Origin of the sequence: Candidatus Salinivivens marinus (assembly GCF_965655845.1) — a bacterium.
Lineage (GTDB): Bacteria > Pseudomonadota > Alphaproteobacteria > Rhodobacterales > Rhodobacteraceae > Salinivivens > Salinivivens marinus.
In genome coordinates, this window is record NZ_CBFHHX010000007.1 from 102,634 (window position 1) to 119,967 (window position 17,334).

A 17,334-nucleotide genomic window follows, 5' to 3' on the forward strand; every position below is an offset into this window, starting at 1 on the left:
TCTCTAGATTACGCGCCCACTCCTGGTAAAATATGGTCTTTTCACACGAAATATATAATGTGAAATCAAAACAACAAACGGATAGGTAGAAATATTAAATATTGTTTGGATCAGGCTTATTCTCAGTTCCGTTGTCGCCACAAGTGATAGTGATAGTACTAAATGATTGATTAATGAAATAGCAGCAAAAGCCAACGCTACTCGCATCCACTCAGCTAGAAATGATTTGTCGTCGGTGCTAGCTGTTATAGCCTTTATCCAAACTAGTATTAGAATGGTTATTCCTGAAAATAATCCTGGTGGGCGATGCAGTAAAAAGTCTTGGGAAAGAAGGACAAATGTAATTAGTGGAATTGGCACAAAATTTGGCTCTCGCAATGACCAGCAGAATATGACGAGCAAAAGAGTATTTGGCCAAGGCCAGATTTGAGGCATTGTTTGAAGCGGCATTAGATTAGTCAAAACGAGAAAAATAGAGATTGCTATGAAAACTATACGGTAAATCCATATGCGTTCGCTTGGAATGTTACTCACTGGAACCCTCATTTACTGTCTCAGAAGTTTCTGTAGTGGTGGAAACGCCACTTTCTATTTCTTTTCGGGTTACCAAATTTCCGAAGTTATCTATTTTTTCTGTACCATAATCCCGCAGCACCTTCAGGAACTCTAATCTTTCGTAGTCAGCGGCTAACCTTGCTCTTAGTCTATTATTAGGGTCCAAGGCTATAGTGCCAATCAGAAGCCCTGCGGGAAGAACACCTCCCCTCCCAGATGTTACAATTCTATCTCCAGGACGAACAAATTCAACATTCTCTATAAATTCAACTGGTGGAGCATACGAATTATCGCCCATAAGTATAGCCTGTTGTCCAGAAGGTTGAATGATAACGGGTATCTGACTCGCATTATCAGTCAATAAAATAACGCGACTTGTCGAAGAACCAACACCGGAAATTCGACCGACTAAACCTAAACCATCCATAGCAGCCCAACCATCTTGTATACCATCTTTTGAGCCAATATTTAATAAAACTGATTGACGAAAGGGCGATCCACTATCTGCGACTACGATACCACTAACATGCGTCAGTTTGCTGTCGACTCTTAGCTGATTAAGATCCAGTAAACGCGCATTTTCTTGTTCTAATTGCAAAGCTGCCTCTTTCCAGCTTTTCATTTGTTGTAGTTCTCGTCTTAATTCTTTATTTTGTTCTAAAAGTTTTTCATAGCTTTGGTAATCCTGCGCAAGTTTTACGACTGATGTCATTGGACGCAACATCCATTCAAAACTAGGTACGAATGTGTCGATTACCAAAGCCCTGAATTTTTCAACTCTAGGACTATCTATTCTCCATAAAACAAAAAGCCCGAAGAGACCTAAAAGCAAAATAACAGTTATTGCCCTGCGAATAGGTGCAAAGTAGTCGGTCTGCGTCTGTCTATCATTACTCAAAAGATGAATTTACTCGTTTTAACTATCGTAATCTATTGCATGTCGTAGATGCTTTTCGAATTCTAAAGCTTTTCCAGTCCCAAGAGCTACACAATTTAAACTTTGATCAGCTATTGAAACGGCAAGGCCTGTCCTTTCTCGAAGTGCAAGGTCCAAGTCCCCAAGTAATGCGCCGCCTCCAGTAAGCATGACACCGCGATCTACGATATCTGCTGCTAAATCAGGTGGGGTTGTTTCTAACGCTGTCATTACGGCTTCGCAAATTTGTTGAACAGGTTCGCTTAACGCCTCTGCGATATGTAATTGGGTGATTTCAATTTCTTTTGGAATACCATTTAAAATATCACGCCCTCTAATCATCATAGATGAACCTCTGCCGTCATCTGGAACCCGTGCTGTTCCAATTGATGTTTTTATTCGCTCTGCCGTGCTTTCCCCAACCAACAAATTGTGGTGTCTTCGAAGATAATTTATAATACTTTCATCCATCCTATCGCCACCAACACGAATGGATCTAGCGTATACTATGTCACCCAGTGATAGCACTGCTACTTCCGTTGTTCCTCCGCCTACATCTACAACCATATTTCCCGTTGGATCAGTTATTGGCATGCCTGCACCGATAGCCGCTGCTATGGGTTCTGCGATTAATCCTGCTTTTCTTGCGCCCGCCGAAAGAACTGACTGGCGTATGGCTCTTTTTTCCACAGGTGTCGCCCCGTGTGGTACGCAAACGATAACCTTTGGCTTAGAAAATGTTGATCTCTTATGCACTTTCCTTATGAAATGTTTTATCATTTCTTCAGCCACATCAAAATCTGCTATTACTCCTTCTCTCATAGGACGTATGGCCTCAATACTGCCTGGAGTGCGTCCAAGCATTAATTTTGCATCTTCGCCTACGGCTAAAACTTTTTTTCCACCATCCTTAACATGGTAGGCGACTACTGATGGTTCGGATAAGATGACACCTCTGCCTTTTACATAAACTAATGTATTCGCGGTTCCCAAATCTATTGCCATATCCTGCGATAAAATACCGGTGATACTTGATAACCCAACCATAAACCCGCGCCTTTTTTAAAAGTTTTATCCTGTATGATTCTTATACAAGTCTTTAAACTAACCTTATACGCATCAACTGCATTTAGATAAAGGTTTATCTAATAAGAGACAGATTATTTTACATACGTTAAGTAATTAATATCATTAGAAATAAATGCTGACCTGATAGTAATTATATTCGTCAATAAAAGGGCATACGTCGTATTTTTGATTTTTAATGTCGGCTGGGTTCGGTGTTAACACAAGATAATGCTAGAGAAATATTATCGGTAGGAGAGAATAATGAAAACCAATGTTAAAGCAGTTGTAGTTGGTGGTGGTGCTGTCGGAACATCTATTGCCTATCATCTAGCTAGAGGGGGCTGGAATGATGTCATGCTATTAGAGCGGGACGAATTGACATCTGGCTCAACATGGCATGCCGCAGGGCTCCTTCCTTTATTCAATATGTCCTATGCAACAACGCATATTCATCAATATTCCGTCGAATTTTATAAAACGCTTGAAGCCGAAACTGGGTTGAATGCAGGTTTTTCAGTGGTTGGAAATCTCCGCATGGCTCAAAGTCAGCATAGAATGGACGAGTATATGTTATATGCTTCTACAGCTGAAACTTGTGGTGTGCCATTTGAATGGATGACGCCAAACCAAATCAAGGATCGCTGGCCCTTAGTCCGTACAGAAGATTTAGTTGGGGCTATTTATCATCCAACAGATGGTTATATAAACCCTGCGGACGTTACTATGGCCATGGCAAAAGGTGCTCGCCAAAGAGGTGTATTTATAGAGCGCAAACTACAGGTTGACTCTTATCATTGGACGGGGTCTGAGTGGGAGATAATTTGTAGTAAAATGGTGGAAAAGGGCGGTAATTTAGTCCAAAGCAATGAAAAAATTACAATTACTGCTGAGCATGTAGTTACTGCAACAGGCAATCATGCACAAAGGACTGCAGCTTTATTAGGAATTAAAATTCCAGCGATACCAGTTGAGCATCAATTTATCGTTACTGAGCCAGATAAAGAATTAGTTAAATTTAGGGAGTTAGGTAATTCGGAACACCCAGTTTTGAGGGATGCAGACGCCAAATGGTATGTACGTGAAGAGCGAGGTGGCTGGATACTTGGGCCATATGAAAAAAATGCACCTGCTAGATTTGAGTATGGGGTGCCAGATAGTTTTAGAGCTGATCTATTCCCTCTAGATTTAGATCGCATTGAGCAAGAATATTTATCAATGATCCATAGAATACCTTCTACTGAAGAGGTAGGCCTAAAGGATGATTTTAATGGTCCGATCTGCTACACACCCGATGGGAACCCTCTTGTTGGTCCAGCGCCCGGTTTGCGAAACCTTTGGCTCGCTGAAGGCTTTAGTTTTGGTATCACGGCGGCTGGTGGAACCGGCTATTATTTAGCACAGATGATGATTGAGGGTGAGGCTGAAATCGACATGGCTTCATTAGACCCTAAGCGGTACGGGAAGTGGATGACCACTGAGTATGCTGCAAGAAAGAATGAAGAATGCTATGAGCATGTTTATATTTTGCACCATCCTGATGAGGAAAGAGAAGCATGTAGGCCATTAAGGACTGCTCCTGCGTATGATCGGCAGAAAAAACTAGGAGCACAATTCGGTCAGGTGAATGGTTGGGAACGTCCGAATTATTTTGGGCCTGTTGGTGCTGATGAAAACTTTGACCTTCAGTCAAGAAGCTTTCGAAGGGGAAACTGGTGGAAATATGCACTTGCTGAGGCAAAAGCAATCAGAAATGGCGTGGGAATAATTGATGCTACAGCTTTTACAAAGCACATTGTAAAAGGTCCGGGAGCATCGGGGTTTTTGGATTGGTTTACTTGTAACAAACTGCCAAACGTCGGCCGTATTAATTTAACATATGCTTTGACAGATGCCGGAACAACAAGAACGGAATACACAATAGTTAGGTTGAAGCAAGATGAATTTTACCTTGTTTCAGCTGGTGCTTGGACGGACTATGATGCTGATTTCCTAATAAAGAGTGCTGAAGATAAATGTCCTGAATTTGGGTATATTGAAATACAGGATGTAACATCGCAATGGGGTGTTTTCGCTGTAGCAGGGCCTAAATCTCGTGATTTCTTATCCCAACTTATTAGGGACGAAGACCAAGATACTGCTTTATCAAATGCCCGGTTTCCTTGGCTTAGTTTTAAAAGAGTTGAATTAGCAATGTGTCCAATTAATGCAATCCGAGTCTCTTACACTGGTGAATTAGGTTGGGAATTGCATCATCCAATCGAAATGCAAAATTACCTTTTTGACTTACTAAAGAGTGCTGGAGCGAAATATGAGTTGAAATGGGTCGGAGCTAGAGCTCAAAATTGGTTGCGACAGGAAAAATCATATCGGGCATTTGGCACTGAATTGGGCAGGGATGCTACGCCGCTCGAGGCAGATCTTCCGCGCTTTGTGGATATGTCAAAAGACTTTAATGGTAAGATGCAAATGGAAAAAATAGGCATAAGGTCAAAATGTGTTACTTTTCTTATAGATGGCCCAGTGGATGCAGATCCATGGGGTCGAGAAGCGCTCTATACTGAAGACGGAACTGAAAGAGTTGGCAGATTAACATCTGGTGGTTATTCGGTTGTTTTTGAAAAATCAATAGGTATGGGTTATGTAAAGCCAAGTTACGCAATTGAAGGAACAAAGTTGAAAGTTAAAATTCAGAATGCTTTGTGGGATGCTGTTGTAACTTCTGATAGTCCTTACGATCCAAAAAATGAAAAGCTTCGCAACGGATGATGTTGTTGAAGGAGAGGTGCTGAAATACTTGGTCCAAAAGAAAACAGAAAAACTTGGGGCGTGGTATTAGCTACTTTAAGAAAACAAATTAATTCGTTACGAAACGAATAATAGTAAAGAGAACGCCACTTTAAAATGGCGTCCTCCATAGTAATGCTTAGCTTTCCTTTTTATCTTCAACTATTTCTTCACCAGTGTCTTGATCTACAACCTTCATTGATAATCGCACTTTACCCCTATCATCAAAGCCCATCAGTTTAACTTTAACTTCTTGGCCCTCTTTCAATACATCAGATGGATGGTTAAGCCGGCGGTTTTCAATTTGGCTCACGTGCACTAGACCATCTCGCTTACCAAAAAAGTTTACGAATGCCCCAAAATCAACCAGCTTTACAACCGTTCCAGTGTATATGCTACCGACTTCTGGTTCTGCGACGATAGAATAAATCATATCATATGCTTTTTGAATCGATGCACCGTCTGGAGAAGCAATTTTAATTGTTCCATCATCACTGATATCTACTTTGGCTCCAGATGTTTCCACTATTTCGCGAATAACTTTACCACCCGATCCAATTACCTCTCGAATTTTATCGGTTGCAACTTTCATAGTCTCAATTCGTGGCGCGTGAACACTAAACTCCCCAGCTTCAGAAATTGCTTTGGACATTTCTTGAAGTATATGCATGCGCCCATCTTTAGCTTGAGATAGAGCTTGCTTCATAATTTCCGGTGTTATGCCTGCAACCTTGATGTCCATCTGAAGAGAGGTTATTCCATTTTCTGTACCTGCTACTTTGAAGTCCATATCTCCAAGGTGATCTTCATCACCGAGAATATCGGTTAAAACGGCATAGGAACCGTCTTCTTCGAGAATTAAACCCATAGCTACTCCAGCAACCGGACTTTTTAATGGTACCCCAGCATCCATCATCGCTAGTGAGCCTCCACAGACAGAAGCCATAGAAGATGATCCATTGGACTCAGTAATTTCTGAGACAACACGTATCGTATAAGGAAAATCGGTTGCTGCTGGTAATACTGCTTGTAGTGCTCGCCATGCTAACTTTCCATGACCAATCTCTCTTCTACCAGTTGCACCAACTCTCCCAACTTCTCCAACAGAGTAAGGGGGAAAATTATAATGCAGCAAGAAATTTGATCTAAAATTACCATGCAATGCATCTATAATTTGCTCATCGTCGCCTGTACCAAGCGTGGTTACTACGAGCGCTTGAGTTTCACCGCGAGTGAATAAGGCAGAACCATGCGTTCTTGGCAGGAGGCCCGTTTCAGAAATTATTTGGCGGATATCAGTAGTTGATCTGCCGTCTATTCTTTTGCCACCTTTAACTACATCGCCTCTTAGTATACCAGCTTCAAGTTTTTTCATTGCTGACCCAAGGTTAGGATCTTCTAACTCTTCTTCTGATAATTTTGTTTTTATATATTCGCGCGTTTCGTTTACAGAAGCTTGCCGCTCTTGTTTGTCAGTTATTGCAAATGCAGAGCGCATTTTTTTCTCACCAATCTTTTTGACATTGTTCAGCAGTTTTGTAAAATCTGGAGCTTTAAAATTGAATGGTTCTTTTGCACAGGCTTCTGCGACTTCAATTATCAGATCGATTACAGGTTGTATTTGCTGATGAGCAAAAGTCACAGCCCCGAGCATTTCATCTTCAGATAATTCATATGCTTCAGACTCTACCATCATCACAGCATCCTTGGTTCCTGCGACGACCAAATCCAAGCGTTGGTCTGGATTATTTCTGAGCCCTTGCATATCATCTACCGTCGGGTTCAGGATATAATCACCATTTTCAAAACCAACCCGAGCAGCAGCTATTGGCCCCATAAATGGCACGCCAGAAAGCGTAAGCGCCGCGGATGCTGCTATCATAGCTACTACGTCTGGTGAGTTGACTAAATCGTGCGAAAGTACAGTGCACATTACCAAAACTTCATGCTTAAAACCCTCTACAAAAAGGGGCCTTATTGGGCGGTCAATTAATCTTGCTGTTAATGTTTCAGCCTCTGAAGGTCGTGCCTCTCGTTTAAAAAACCCACCAGGTATTTTACCAGCAGCGTAATATTTTTCCTGGTAATGGACAGTTAGTGGGAAGAAGTCCTGTCCTTCTTTCATTTCTTTTGCGAATGTTACATTCGCCATTACTGAAGTTTCACCAAGTGTCGCAATGACAGTACCGTCAGCTTGCCGAGCTACTTTTCCAGTTTCTAATGTGAGGGTTTCCTCACCCCATTCTATTGATTTTTTTGTTACATCAAACATCTACATATCCTAATAAGGCTTTACAGCCATTCCAATAGGGGGCGTATTCCCCCTGACCAATTTGTTCATACCAAACCACGGTCACTAGCCCGGTATTTGCATAACGCGCGTATATATCACGATGAAAAGAATTAAAAGCGACGAAAGCGAACTAATCAAAGCACTTTAACCCGCCGTCAAAGTATATTTTGGAGGCTTCATATAATAAGTTGATTTTATCTTCGGATACTAAGGCGACCAATAAGATCTTTGTATCGCTGTTCTTCTTTATTCTTTAAAAAATCAAGAAGCTTTCGTCTCTGAGCTACCATTTTCAATAACCCTCTACGGGAATGGTTATCTTTTTTATGCATTTTAAAATGCTCAGTTAATGTATTAATTCTCGATGTAAGAATTGCAACTTGGACTTCAGGAGATCCAGTGTCTCCTTCTTTTGTTGCAAACTCTTTTAAAACTTTAGCTTTCTCTTCTGCTGTAATCGACAACGCACTATCCTCTTATTTTATGGTACAAGCCAGGATGTCGTCCAGCAAGACCGTTACTAATTATGAATCACTTCAATGGTGGTATCTATTTTAATCTTTCCAGAAAGTGAAGTGCTTTAATTCCATAATAAAAATGCTAGGATCGAGAAACATAAAGCTGAAAAACTTAGACATTCATACCACCGTTTAGCCATAACTGTGGTTTTACTTTATAACTAAGGTAAAGTGGATGCTTAGGATATCCTAGCTTTGTGATTCCTAAGCTGAATATTTGTAACTTTGCCTCAAGGAATATTTTTTTTACGACTACCCCTCTATCACGATGACTTCCATGGGTACCCCATGCCGCAATATTGAGGTCTGAATTTAAGCATGTTTTCAGAATTATACTATCATTTTTAGGCCCTACTGGATCACTGACCTTTTCCATTTTTCTTGGGTCTGTTTCTCGCCAGGCAAAAATATTAGTAACAGAAAATGCGCCATATCCGAGTGACCGTGCACGGCGTTCGCATCTTTCCACAGTAGGGTCATTTTGAGACTCCGTCGCAGTAGATGGATTAAGCATTATAAAATGCACTCTTTTTTTTGTGTCGTCCCAGTCTCTTGAAAGGTAATACCTGTACTTCTCACACTTCGAATATGTAGCTTCTGAAATAGCATCACCCTTGAGAAATTTTTTTGTGATCATCAAGCTTGATTCATATTAAATTAAAAACTTTTTTTGGCAGGAATGCTCCCGCTTCATATTTTCCGATTGCAATTGGGATTTCGCTATAGCTGACCCAAATTTCGTCCCCAGTTCTTGCTCCTTTGCATAAAATGGGCGCTGAGTTTCCATTCTTAATTTTTTCAGCCGCCGTTGAAGTGCATGTTCCATGTTTTATTGTACTTAAGCCCAACTCCACGGGAAGTATAAAATTATTTACCGCTGACGTTTTATTCAATTTCAATATGGTATCTAACGAATGTGCCATTGATAGATTGAAGGATCCTGATGCTATTCTTCTTAACCACTTCACATGACCGTAACAACCTAGTTCCAGTCCTAGGTCTCTGGCGATTGATCGAACGTAGCCGCCTTTACCACACTCTAGTGAAAGGATAGCACTATTCTCACTGATATATTTTTCTAATTTAAGGCTACTAACAAATAGAGATCGTGATTCTATATCAAAGTCTTCTCCGCTGCGTGCAAGTTCATAAGCTCGCCTCCCATTTATTTTAACAGCTGAGAAGAAAGGTGGAGTTTGTTTTATTTCCCCGCGAAAACGAGGGAGTATGGCAATTATGTCTTGTTCAGATGGCCTCACCTGAGATGTTTGTATAATTTTCCCGTCCGAGTCATCTGAATCTGTTGCTTCACCCCATTTTACCTCGAAAGTATATGATTTAACTTGTTCGGTTACGTAGGGGATTGTTTTTGTTGCTTCGCCCAAAGCTATTGCTAAAATTCCTGTAGCGCTTGGATCTAAAGTCCCCGCATGGCCAGCTTTTCTAGCGCTGCATGCCCACTTTATTTTATTTACTACCGCGGTAGACGTCATTCCTGTGGGTTTGTCTATTATGATCCAGCCGTTGATATTTTGGGCCGCGTTTGACTTGCTCAATTTTTCACCAAGATTTTGAAATTTGAAGAACTGCAATCAGAACCTACCGCGTAATCTGAAAATCAAACACTTAAACAAACATATTTCATTTCTAAGAAGTCATCTATCCCATAATGACTTCCTTCTCGACCTAGCCCTGACTGTTTGACGCCACCGAAAGGGGCCAATTCTGTTGAGATTATCCCGGTATTCACTCCAACAATACCATATTCCAGCGCTTCAGCTACCTCATATACACGGCTCAAGTCTTTCGCGTAGAAATATGAAGCAAGCCCAAATATTGTATCATTGGCCAACTCTATAACTTCTTCAACCGTTGAAAACTCAAAAAGTGGAGCAAGTGGTCCAAATGTTTCTTCGGTAGCTACTTTCATATTTCTTGTTACACCCGTGAGAATTGTTGGATTAATAAAGTTTCCATCTTCCTCGCTATAAGTATTACAATAAACAGGCTCAGCGCCTTTCGATATTGCGTCTTCTATATGTGAATTTACTTTTTTAACTGCATTCAAACCGATCAATGGTCCAAGTGTAGTTTCAGGGTCAAAACCATCTCCTACTTTTAGCTTAGAAACTTCCTTCTTTAGCTTTGCTGCAAACTCTTTATACACCCCAGTTTGGACATATATCCTATTTGCACAAACACATGTTTGTCCGTTATTGCGGAACTTACACATAATTGCACCTTGAACTGCATCATCCAAGTCAGCATCGTCAAAGACAATAAATGGGGCATTACCACCTAACTCCATGGAACATTTTAAAACATTTTTGGCCGCTTGGCCCAATAAAACACGCCCCACCTCCGTTGAGCCTGTGAAAGTGAGTTTTCTAACCTTTTTATTTTCACAGAATTCTTTACCTGTGCCAGATGCATCAGTGGATGGTAAAATTGAAAGAATACCCTTTGGTAGTCCTGCCCTTTCAGCAAGGACACCCAGTGCAAGAGCTGAAAAAGGGGTCTCTGTAGCTGGACGGGATACAAATGCGCACCCAGCAGCTAGTGCAGGTCCTGCTTTCCTTGTAATCATTGCATTTGGAAAATTCCAAGGAGTAATTGATGCTGTCACGCCAATTGGTTGTTTAAGAACCATTATTCTTTTATCTTTTTGATGCCCTGGGATTAATTCCCCATAAACTCGCTTAGCTTCTTCTGCAAAAAATTCTATAAACGAAGCACCATAAGCTATCTCACCATTTGCTTCAGCCAATGGTTTTCCCTGCTCGGCAGTTAAAATTTTAGCTAAATCTTCGGAATTTTCCATCATTAGGTCAAACCAACGTCTCAGGATATTTGCTCTTTCCTTTCCGGTTCTACTGGCCCACTCTTTTTGTGCCTCGTATGCAATATCAATGGCTGCCGAGATTTGCTCGCGACTAAGATTTGCCACCTTTGCGATAGTATCTCCTCTTGCTGGGTTTATAACATCGAAGGTTTGGTTTTTATCTCCACTAACCCAATCTCCCGCTAAGTATCCCCTTGTCTCTAGAAGAGAGGGGTCATGTAACATGTTTGAAAGGTTTGTAGTTTTAGTAGACATTGGCTCTCTCCGAGTAGATATAATATTCAGCAGTATAACAGGTATTGCTTTTTTTTAATTATAGGAAGAAAAAATTGTCGGAAGTTGACTTAAGCGACGATTATGCAAACGCGAAGTATATAGCTGATGCAAAAAGTTTCCCAGGAAAATGGCAGGTAAAAGCGACTAATTTTAGAAACAATAAAGCTCTTCTTTCCAATGTAGAATTAGATATTCGATATGGCGCTTCAGAACGAGAAAAAATGGATATTTTTTATCCAAAAATAAGAACTGTTGGCCTTTTTGTTTTCATACATGGCGGTTATTGGAGAGCTTTTGATAAGTCGAGCTGGTCACACCTATCTTTAGGTGCTGTGGAGAACGGATTTGCCTCGGTAATACCAAGCTATAGATTATGTCCAGAGGTAAGCATCGCTCAAATTACTGAAGATATAGCGCGATGTATTACCTTTCTATCTAAAAGAGTGAGCGAGGGTCCGATAGTGCTCGCAGGCCACTCAGCTGGTGGGCATCTTGTATTAAGAATGTTATGTGAGGGGGTGTTGCCAAAAAACGTTTCTGATCGTCTGAAGCGTGTTGTACCAATTTCGCCACTTGCTGATTTACAACCATTAATTTTTACGGATTTGAATTCAGATTTAAATCTCTCACTGGAGTCTGCAATTTCTGAAAGCCCTGTCTGTTATAAACCACTTGCAGTAAACACAAGGGTTTGGGTTGGTGAACACGAGCGCCCAGCCTTCTTACATCAAGCGGAAATACTTTCAAAAAAATGGCAATGTGGGTTAAATATTCAGCCTCATGCTCATCATTTCGATATAATCGATCAGCTTTTAAATCCAAAATCGGATTTGTGTAAGTATTTATTCCAAAAAGTCTAACCTTATTACGAATTATTTTTTTGCAAAATTTCAATTTCTAAACGTTTTTGTGCAAATTTTTCGTGTTTTTCAGCAATTATATTTTCTTGTAAAGTTTTACTAATAAAATCCAAATGTGCCTCAGCTGAGATGCGAGATGCACGTGCGTCTCTTCTAACTAAATTGATTAGGATTTTTTCATGTTGTTCGAGAAGTATTTGGCGGTTGGATTTGTTCACAAAAAGCGCCTGTCGATTGTAGAATACACCTTCCTTTAAAAGATCATACATGGAACGCATCATATGTAGCATTACAACATTATGGCTAGCTTCAATTATAGAAAGATGGAACTCAGCATCTAAACTGGATTCTTGTCTAGAATTGTCGCGCTTATGATGCGCAGTCACCATTTTCTCAAAAATCCTTTTTATAACATCAAGATCTGCCTCTGAAGCTTGTTTTGCAGCACGTTCCGCTGCTATGCCCTCTATATCTCGACGAAATGAAATGTAATCAAATACCGCTTCATCATGCGATTTAAACAAATTCATGAGAGCAGGGGAAAAAGCATTGCCTAAAACATTTGCAACAAAAACCCCTGATCCAGCTTTGGTTTCTAGCAAACCATTATTTGTTAATATCGATATTGCATCTCTTAGAGAGGGGCGTGAAACACCAAGTCTATCGGCCAAATTTCGTTCGGCTGGCAATCTCGTTCCAGGACTAAGAATACCTCTTAGTATCATCTGTTCTATCTGGTTAACGACGAATAAAGATAATTTATTGTTAGGGATTTTTTCAAATGGCATTGTGGCCTACAATTCATAAGTTTCAAAATTGGGTAAGAATATTTGATTAAATTTTCAATTTTTTTTCCATGAACACAGAATAATTGTTTTCAGTATAGTTAGCAAAGGCATCACAATACCGAAAACCATGCTTATGATACAAATTCAGAGCACTTTTCAGTAGAGTTCCCGTTTCCAATCTAACTACAGGTACCGAGTTATCAGCCATAGTTTCTAGCATATGAACTAAAAGTGCATCTCCAATCCTTTTACCACGATAGTTAGGGTCCACGAACATTGATTTAATTTCTGCATAATCACTAAATAGAACAAATGCACCACAGCCAACATATTTACCATTTATGTCCTGTGCAGCAAAAAAATGTACCGCCTTGTCCAGAAGAGCCTCTATTTCTAGATAATTATTAGTCTCATCTGGAAATAGCTTATCCATTAAGTTGTGACTTTGTCTCAAAAGTTCGGTTATCTGAGGGTGGGTCGGATCTGCATAGTCTATTTGATACTTCATATTATTTTCCAAACAGTATTTTCTGTTCTTATGCTGTTAGTTTATATGATATCTACGATATGTTGTGGATAATTATTTATTTTCTTCCATATACGGTATAGAATTGATTGACTTAAACTTAATTGAGCTTCATCCATTTAGAAATAGAATCAAAAATCATGGGTATATAGTTGCACTTCTCCAAACTGCGTTTGACTGGATTTAAGAGCTTTGTAGATCAGACTGAATTAATAATTCAAGATGGGTTGACGGGTATTGTGGGCCCAAATGGTTGTGGCAAGTCTAATCTCTTAGAGGCTATTCGATGGGTCATGGGGGAAAACAGGCCAACAGCAATGCGTGGCGGCGGCATGGAAGATGTAATTTTTGCTGGAGCAGCAACGCGCACAGCTAAAAATTTTGCTGAAGTATCATTGATATTAGACAACAGTCAGCGACTGGCCCCCAAAGCTTTCAATGATAATGATCTTATTGAAATTGTTCGACGGATTACCAGGGATGTAGGGAGCGCGTTTAAAGCTTCAGGCAAGGATATCAGAGCTCGTGATGTTCAAATGCTTTTTGCAGATGCCTCGACGGGTGCCCATTCACCAGCATTAGTGCGCCAAGGGCAAATTGCTGAGTTAATTAATGCTAGGCCTCAAAATAGAAGGCGAATACTTGAAGAAGCAGCAGGAATATCTGGACTTTACCAACGTCGCCATGAAGCTGAGTTGAAACTTAAAGGTGCAGACAGCAACCTCGTAAGAGTTGATGACGTTTTAGAGCAACTCGCTACGCAGCTACATCAACTTTCACGTCAAGCAAAGCAAGCTGTGAGATATCGTGAGATAATGCAGGAGTTAATCGAAGCAGAAGGTGTTTTGCTATATCGTCGCTGGAAAGAGGCCGATGAAGCAAGTCTGAAATCTCAAAAAGAGTTGCAGGAATGTACAATTAAGGCCTCCAACAGTGAGCAAGCCGTCAGAGAACTTTCTGCACTACGGTCTGATGCCGAAGAAAAAATTCCACCTTTGAGAGAAAAAGAGTCCATTGCTTCTTCATTACTTCAAAGGTTGGAAGTTGAGCGAGATACTTTAGGTGCAAAAGAGGCTGATGCAAAGGCGAGGATAGAAACGATAAATACCCGTTTAAGTCAATTAGTTTTAGATTTGGATCGTGAAGCTGCCTTAAACAGTGATGCAGTGGGAACAATAAAAAGTCTCGAATGGGAAGCTGATCAATTAGATAAAGCTTCAAAAGGTCATGACACGAAGGTGAAGAAAGCAGCTGAAGAGGCACATGAAGCAGCACATAATTTACAAGAAAAAGAAGCTCAGCTTTCTGAAATTACAGAAGATATGGCTCGGCTAGTGGCGCGTTATCAATCTGCAGAAAGGTATTTGCAAGAGATTGAGCTTTTAACAAACAGGTACAAATCAGAGGCAGTTGCCGCCGAAGCATCTAGAGCCGAGGCTCTCAAGGCACAAGAAAAAACAAAAGATGATCTTAGAGTGGCAGAAAAGTCTTTTGATAATGCGATGTTGCAAAGTAAGGAAGCCGATGAAAACTTAATTAAAGCTGAAGAGACAAGAAATCAAACACAAGCCCTTGAGGTAGATGCTAGAGCTGCCTTGTCTTCGGCTGAAGGCGAGGCTAACGCAATAAGTGCAGAAGTTGCTGCTTTAGCAAAAATCCTGGAGCGAGACACTATGGAGGGCGGTCAGGTAGTTGATCGTCTCCAGGTTGAACATGGTTTTGAAAAAGCTCTCGGTGCAGCACTAGCTGATGATTTAAGATCACCGCAAGTGCCGGAAGATGGGCCATCGGGGTGGGTCTCTCTAGACGAACTGGCGATTCAGCAAGATTTACCTAACGGTGTAACCCCTTTGACCCATCACGTGTCCGTGCCAGAGGTTTTAAATCGACGGATTTCTCAAATTGGCCTAGTAGATGCAGATGAAGGGCCGAAGTTGCAGAGATTGTTGAAACCTGGTCAAAGGCTTGTTTCCACAGAAGGTGACCTGTGGCGATGGGACGGCTTCAGGGCTTGGTCTGAAGATGCGCCAACGGCAACGTCATTACGTTTGGAACAATTAAATCGACTAGAAGAATTAAAGCAACTCAATGAGAGAGCCAATGTGCAATTAGAGGCTGCAAAAGCAGCACATGGATCTTTGACAAAAAGACTTGCTGCTGACACTAATAACGATAGGGCTGCAAGAGATAGAATGAAGGAAGCAGATAGTACCCTATCTGATGCTCAAAGGGCCCAAAATCGAGCTGAGGCGGAGCTAAGCCTAGCGATAAACCTTCTTGATACATCATCAATGGCTCTCTCAAGGCACAAAAAAGACCTTGAAGTTACACAAGCACAAATGGTCGACGCCCAAAAAGTATTAAGCCAGCTTCCTAACTTAGAGGATGTAAAAGCAGAGGTTGAAGAAGCAAAAAATAGTGTTGAATTGCATCGAGCAGCAATGTTGTCAAAAAGGGCTTTACATGATGAGGTGCGCCGAGAGGGTGATGAGCGTATAAAAAGAATACAAGAAGTTGTAAAAGAGCTAAGTGGTTGGAAGTATCGCTTGGAAACAGCAGAAAAACGGCATTTAGAATTGGTACAGAGACAAAAAGACAACAAAGAACAGTTGCAAAATGCTCTTGCTGAGCCAGAAATGTTATCCAAACGCCGAGAAGAAATTGTAATATCTATATCGGAAGCAAGTAGAAAAAAAAATGAAGCTACAAGTGATCTTATAGGTGCAGAGAAAATTTTACGCGATTTCCGAGAAGAAGAGCGAGATGCTGAGCGATTAGCATCAAACCTGCGAGAACATAGAGCACGCACACAAGCGATGAGTGAGGCGGCGCAAGAAACCGTAGATAATGCAGTTGAGCGTATTCGTGATGAACTTCAAGCAACTCCTGATGAGTTACTGAAAAAGCTAGGCAAAGATCCAGAGAAATTACCGGATTCAGAAAAAATTGAGATCGAGGTGAATAGGCTAAAAAGACAACGTGACTCCCTTGGTGCTGTTAATTTGCGAGCTGAAGAGGATATGAAAGAAGTGCAGGCCGAGCACGATAATTTAGAAGGAGAAAGAACAGATCTACTTGAGGCTATCAGATCACTCCGAAATGGCATAGCGTCTTTAAATCGAGAGGGCCGTGAAAGACTTCTTACTGCATTTGAGCAAGTTAACGTTAATTTTTCAACATTATTTAAACATTTATTTGGTGGAGGAGAAGCCAATCTTGTTATGGTCGAAAGTGATGACCCCTTAGAAGCAGGGCTTGAAATTATGTGCCAGCCACCTGGGAAAAAGCTATCAACTCTATCACTGTTGTCTGGTGGAGAGCAAACTTTGACAGCATTAGCACTTATTTTTGCCGTTTTCTTAGCAAACCCGGCTCCTATTTGTGTTTTGGATGAGGTAGATGCCCCACTAGATGATGCAAATGTTTCACGGTTTTGTGATATGTTAAATGAAATGTGTCGACGGACCGATACGCGTTTTTTGATAATTACCCACCATGCGGTTACAATGGCGAGAATGGATCGGCTTTTTGGCGTAACAATGCAGGAAAAGGGTGTGAGTCAGCTTGTTTCAGTCGATCTAAAAAAGGCTGAACAGCTTGTAGCCTAGTTAAAGAAGAACACCGCAGCCCAGTCAAGTTTTGTAATAAATTGTCACATTACTTGTACTGTAAATTGTTATGGCGACGCGATTCCGTAATTCAAGAAAATAAAAATATCGTCTGGGACATATCTCATTCTTTTAACGGCTGTTATGCCCGTCTATTAAATAAATCGCGATTATGTTGTATTTGTGTCATATTAACCGCATAACAAACGAACGTATCGCCCTCAAGATCTAGTAAATGTTGCTTAAAGTATACGTAAATATATTCGCTTTTATAAAAAAATGCATGATATTAAACGAATT

At 40.7% G+C, this 17,334-nt stretch carries 13 protein-coding genes; 3 read left to right on the plus strand and 10 right to left on the minus strand.

What is annotated here, in order from left to right; all coding sequences use genetic code 11:
- Positions 1-3: 3 nt before the first annotated feature.
- Genes ACTF5Q_RS07965 through ACTF5Q_RS07975 form a run of 3 tightly spaced genes read right to left on the minus strand, consistent with a single transcriptional unit; the run spans position 4 to position 2,518 of the window.
- Positions 4-534, minus strand: coding sequence for a hypothetical protein (locus ACTF5Q_RS07965; protein ID WP_438954095.1), 531 nt, complete (start codon positions 532-534; stop codon positions 4-6).
- Entirely contained in the window at positions 527-1,453 is a 927-nt protein-coding gene (mreC, locus tag ACTF5Q_RS07970) for a rod shape-determining protein MreC (RefSeq protein ID WP_438954096.1), read from the minus strand. Before mreC ends, ACTF5Q_RS07965 begins: the two co-directional genes overlap by 8 nt.
- 18 nt (positions 1,454-1,471) lie before the next feature.
- Positions 1,472-2,518, minus strand: coding sequence for a rod shape-determining protein (locus ACTF5Q_RS07975; RefSeq protein ID WP_438954097.1), 1,047 nt, complete (start codon positions 2,516-2,518; stop codon positions 1,472-1,474).
- 282 nt (positions 2,519-2,800) lie between these two features.
- Between ACTF5Q_RS07975 and ACTF5Q_RS07980 the strand changes: the two genes are divergently transcribed.
- Positions 2,801-5,305: a GcvT family protein gene (locus ACTF5Q_RS07980; RefSeq protein ID WP_438954098.1), complete on the plus strand. Its 2,505-nt coding sequence runs from the start codon at positions 2,801-2,803 to the stop codon at positions 5,303-5,305.
- Between the two features lie 157 nt (positions 5,306-5,462).
- Here the strand turns inward: ACTF5Q_RS07980 and pnp are convergent, their stop codons facing one another.
- The 5 genes from pnp to ACTF5Q_RS08005 all read right to left on the minus strand — a co-directional run bounded on the left by pnp (position 5,463) and on the right by ACTF5Q_RS08005 (position 11,231).
- Positions 5,463-7,595, minus strand: coding sequence for a polyribonucleotide nucleotidyltransferase (gene pnp, locus ACTF5Q_RS07985; RefSeq protein WP_438954099.1), 2,133 nt, complete (start codon positions 7,593-7,595; stop codon positions 5,463-5,465).
- Between the two features lie 215 nt (positions 7,596-7,810).
- Positions 7,811-8,080 carry a 30S ribosomal protein S15 gene (rpsO, locus tag ACTF5Q_RS07990; protein ID WP_153902274.1) on the minus strand — a complete coding sequence of 90 codons (270 nt, stop codon included), beginning with the start codon at positions 8,078-8,080 and terminating at the stop codon, positions 7,811-7,813.
- 166 nt (positions 8,081-8,246) lie between these two features.
- Entirely contained in the window at positions 8,247-8,771 is a 525-nt protein-coding gene (locus ACTF5Q_RS07995; protein ID WP_438954100.1) for a DUF1643 domain-containing protein, read from the minus strand.
- Between the two features lie 10 nt (positions 8,772-8,781).
- On the minus strand, positions 8,782-9,690 hold the full coding sequence (truB, locus tag ACTF5Q_RS08000; protein WP_438954101.1) for a tRNA pseudouridine(55) synthase TruB: 909 nt from the start codon (positions 9,688-9,690) through the stop codon (positions 8,782-8,784).
- A gap of 62 nt (positions 9,691-9,752) precedes the next feature.
- Positions 9,753-11,231 (minus strand): NAD-dependent succinate-semialdehyde dehydrogenase, encoded by a 1,479-nt coding sequence (locus ACTF5Q_RS08005; protein ID WP_438954102.1) that lies wholly within the window; start codon positions 11,229-11,231, stop codon positions 9,753-9,755.
- A gap of 74 nt (positions 11,232-11,305) precedes the next feature.
- On the opposite strand from ACTF5Q_RS08005, the gene ACTF5Q_RS08010 reads away from it, so the two are divergent.
- Positions 11,306-12,112, plus strand: a complete 807-nt coding sequence (locus ACTF5Q_RS08010) for an alpha/beta hydrolase (protein ID WP_438954103.1) — start codon at positions 11,306-11,308, stop codon at positions 12,110-12,112.
- Positions 12,113-12,117: 5 nt separating this feature from the next.
- Here the strand turns inward: ACTF5Q_RS08010 and ACTF5Q_RS08015 are convergent, their stop codons facing one another.
- The gene (locus ACTF5Q_RS08015; RefSeq protein WP_438954104.1) at positions 12,118-12,900 is read right to left on the minus strand and encodes a FadR/GntR family transcriptional regulator; all 783 of its coding nucleotides are present in this window, start codon (positions 12,898-12,900) and stop codon (positions 12,118-12,120) included.
- A gap of 46 nt (positions 12,901-12,946) precedes the next feature.
- The gene (locus ACTF5Q_RS08020; RefSeq protein ID WP_438954105.1) at positions 12,947-13,408 is read right to left on the minus strand and encodes a GNAT family N-acetyltransferase; all 462 of its coding nucleotides are present in this window, start codon (positions 13,406-13,408) and stop codon (positions 12,947-12,949) included.
- Positions 13,409-13,578: 170 nt separating this feature from the next.
- Between ACTF5Q_RS08020 and smc the strand changes: the two genes are divergently transcribed.
- Positions 13,579-17,034, plus strand: a complete 3,456-nt coding sequence (gene smc / locus ACTF5Q_RS08025; protein WP_438954106.1) for a chromosome segregation protein SMC — start codon at positions 13,579-13,581, stop codon at positions 17,032-17,034.
- The last annotated feature ends 300 nt before the right edge of the window (positions 17,035-17,334 follow it).

Bases quoted from the DNA above. Each gene is read 5' to 3' on its own strand.
- ACTF5Q_RS07975 (WP_438954097.1), bottom strand. From the start codon at position 2,518: ATGGTTGGGTTATCAAGTATCACCGGTATTTTATCGCAGGATATGGCA.
- ACTF5Q_RS07980 (WP_438954098.1), top strand. From the start codon at position 2,801: ATGAAAACCAATGTTAAAGCAGTTGTAGTTGGTGGTGGTGCTGTCGGA.
- pnp (WP_438954099.1), bottom strand. From the start codon at position 7,595: ATGTTTGATGTAACAAAAAAATCAATAGAATGGGGTGAGGAAACCCTC.
- ACTF5Q_RS07995 (WP_438954100.1), bottom strand. From the start codon at position 8,771: ATGATCACAAAAAAATTTCTCAAGGGTGATGCTATTTCAGAAGCTACA.
- ACTF5Q_RS08005 (WP_438954102.1), bottom strand. From the start codon at position 11,231: ATGTCTACTAAAACTACAAACCTTTCAAACATGTTACATGACCCCTCT.
- ACTF5Q_RS08015 (WP_438954104.1), bottom strand. From the start codon at position 12,900: ATGCCATTTGAAAAAATCCCTAACAATAAATTATCTTTATTCGTCGTT.
- ACTF5Q_RS08020 (WP_438954105.1), bottom strand. From the start codon at position 13,408: ATGAAGTATCAAATAGACTATGCAGATCCGACCCACCCTCAGATAACC.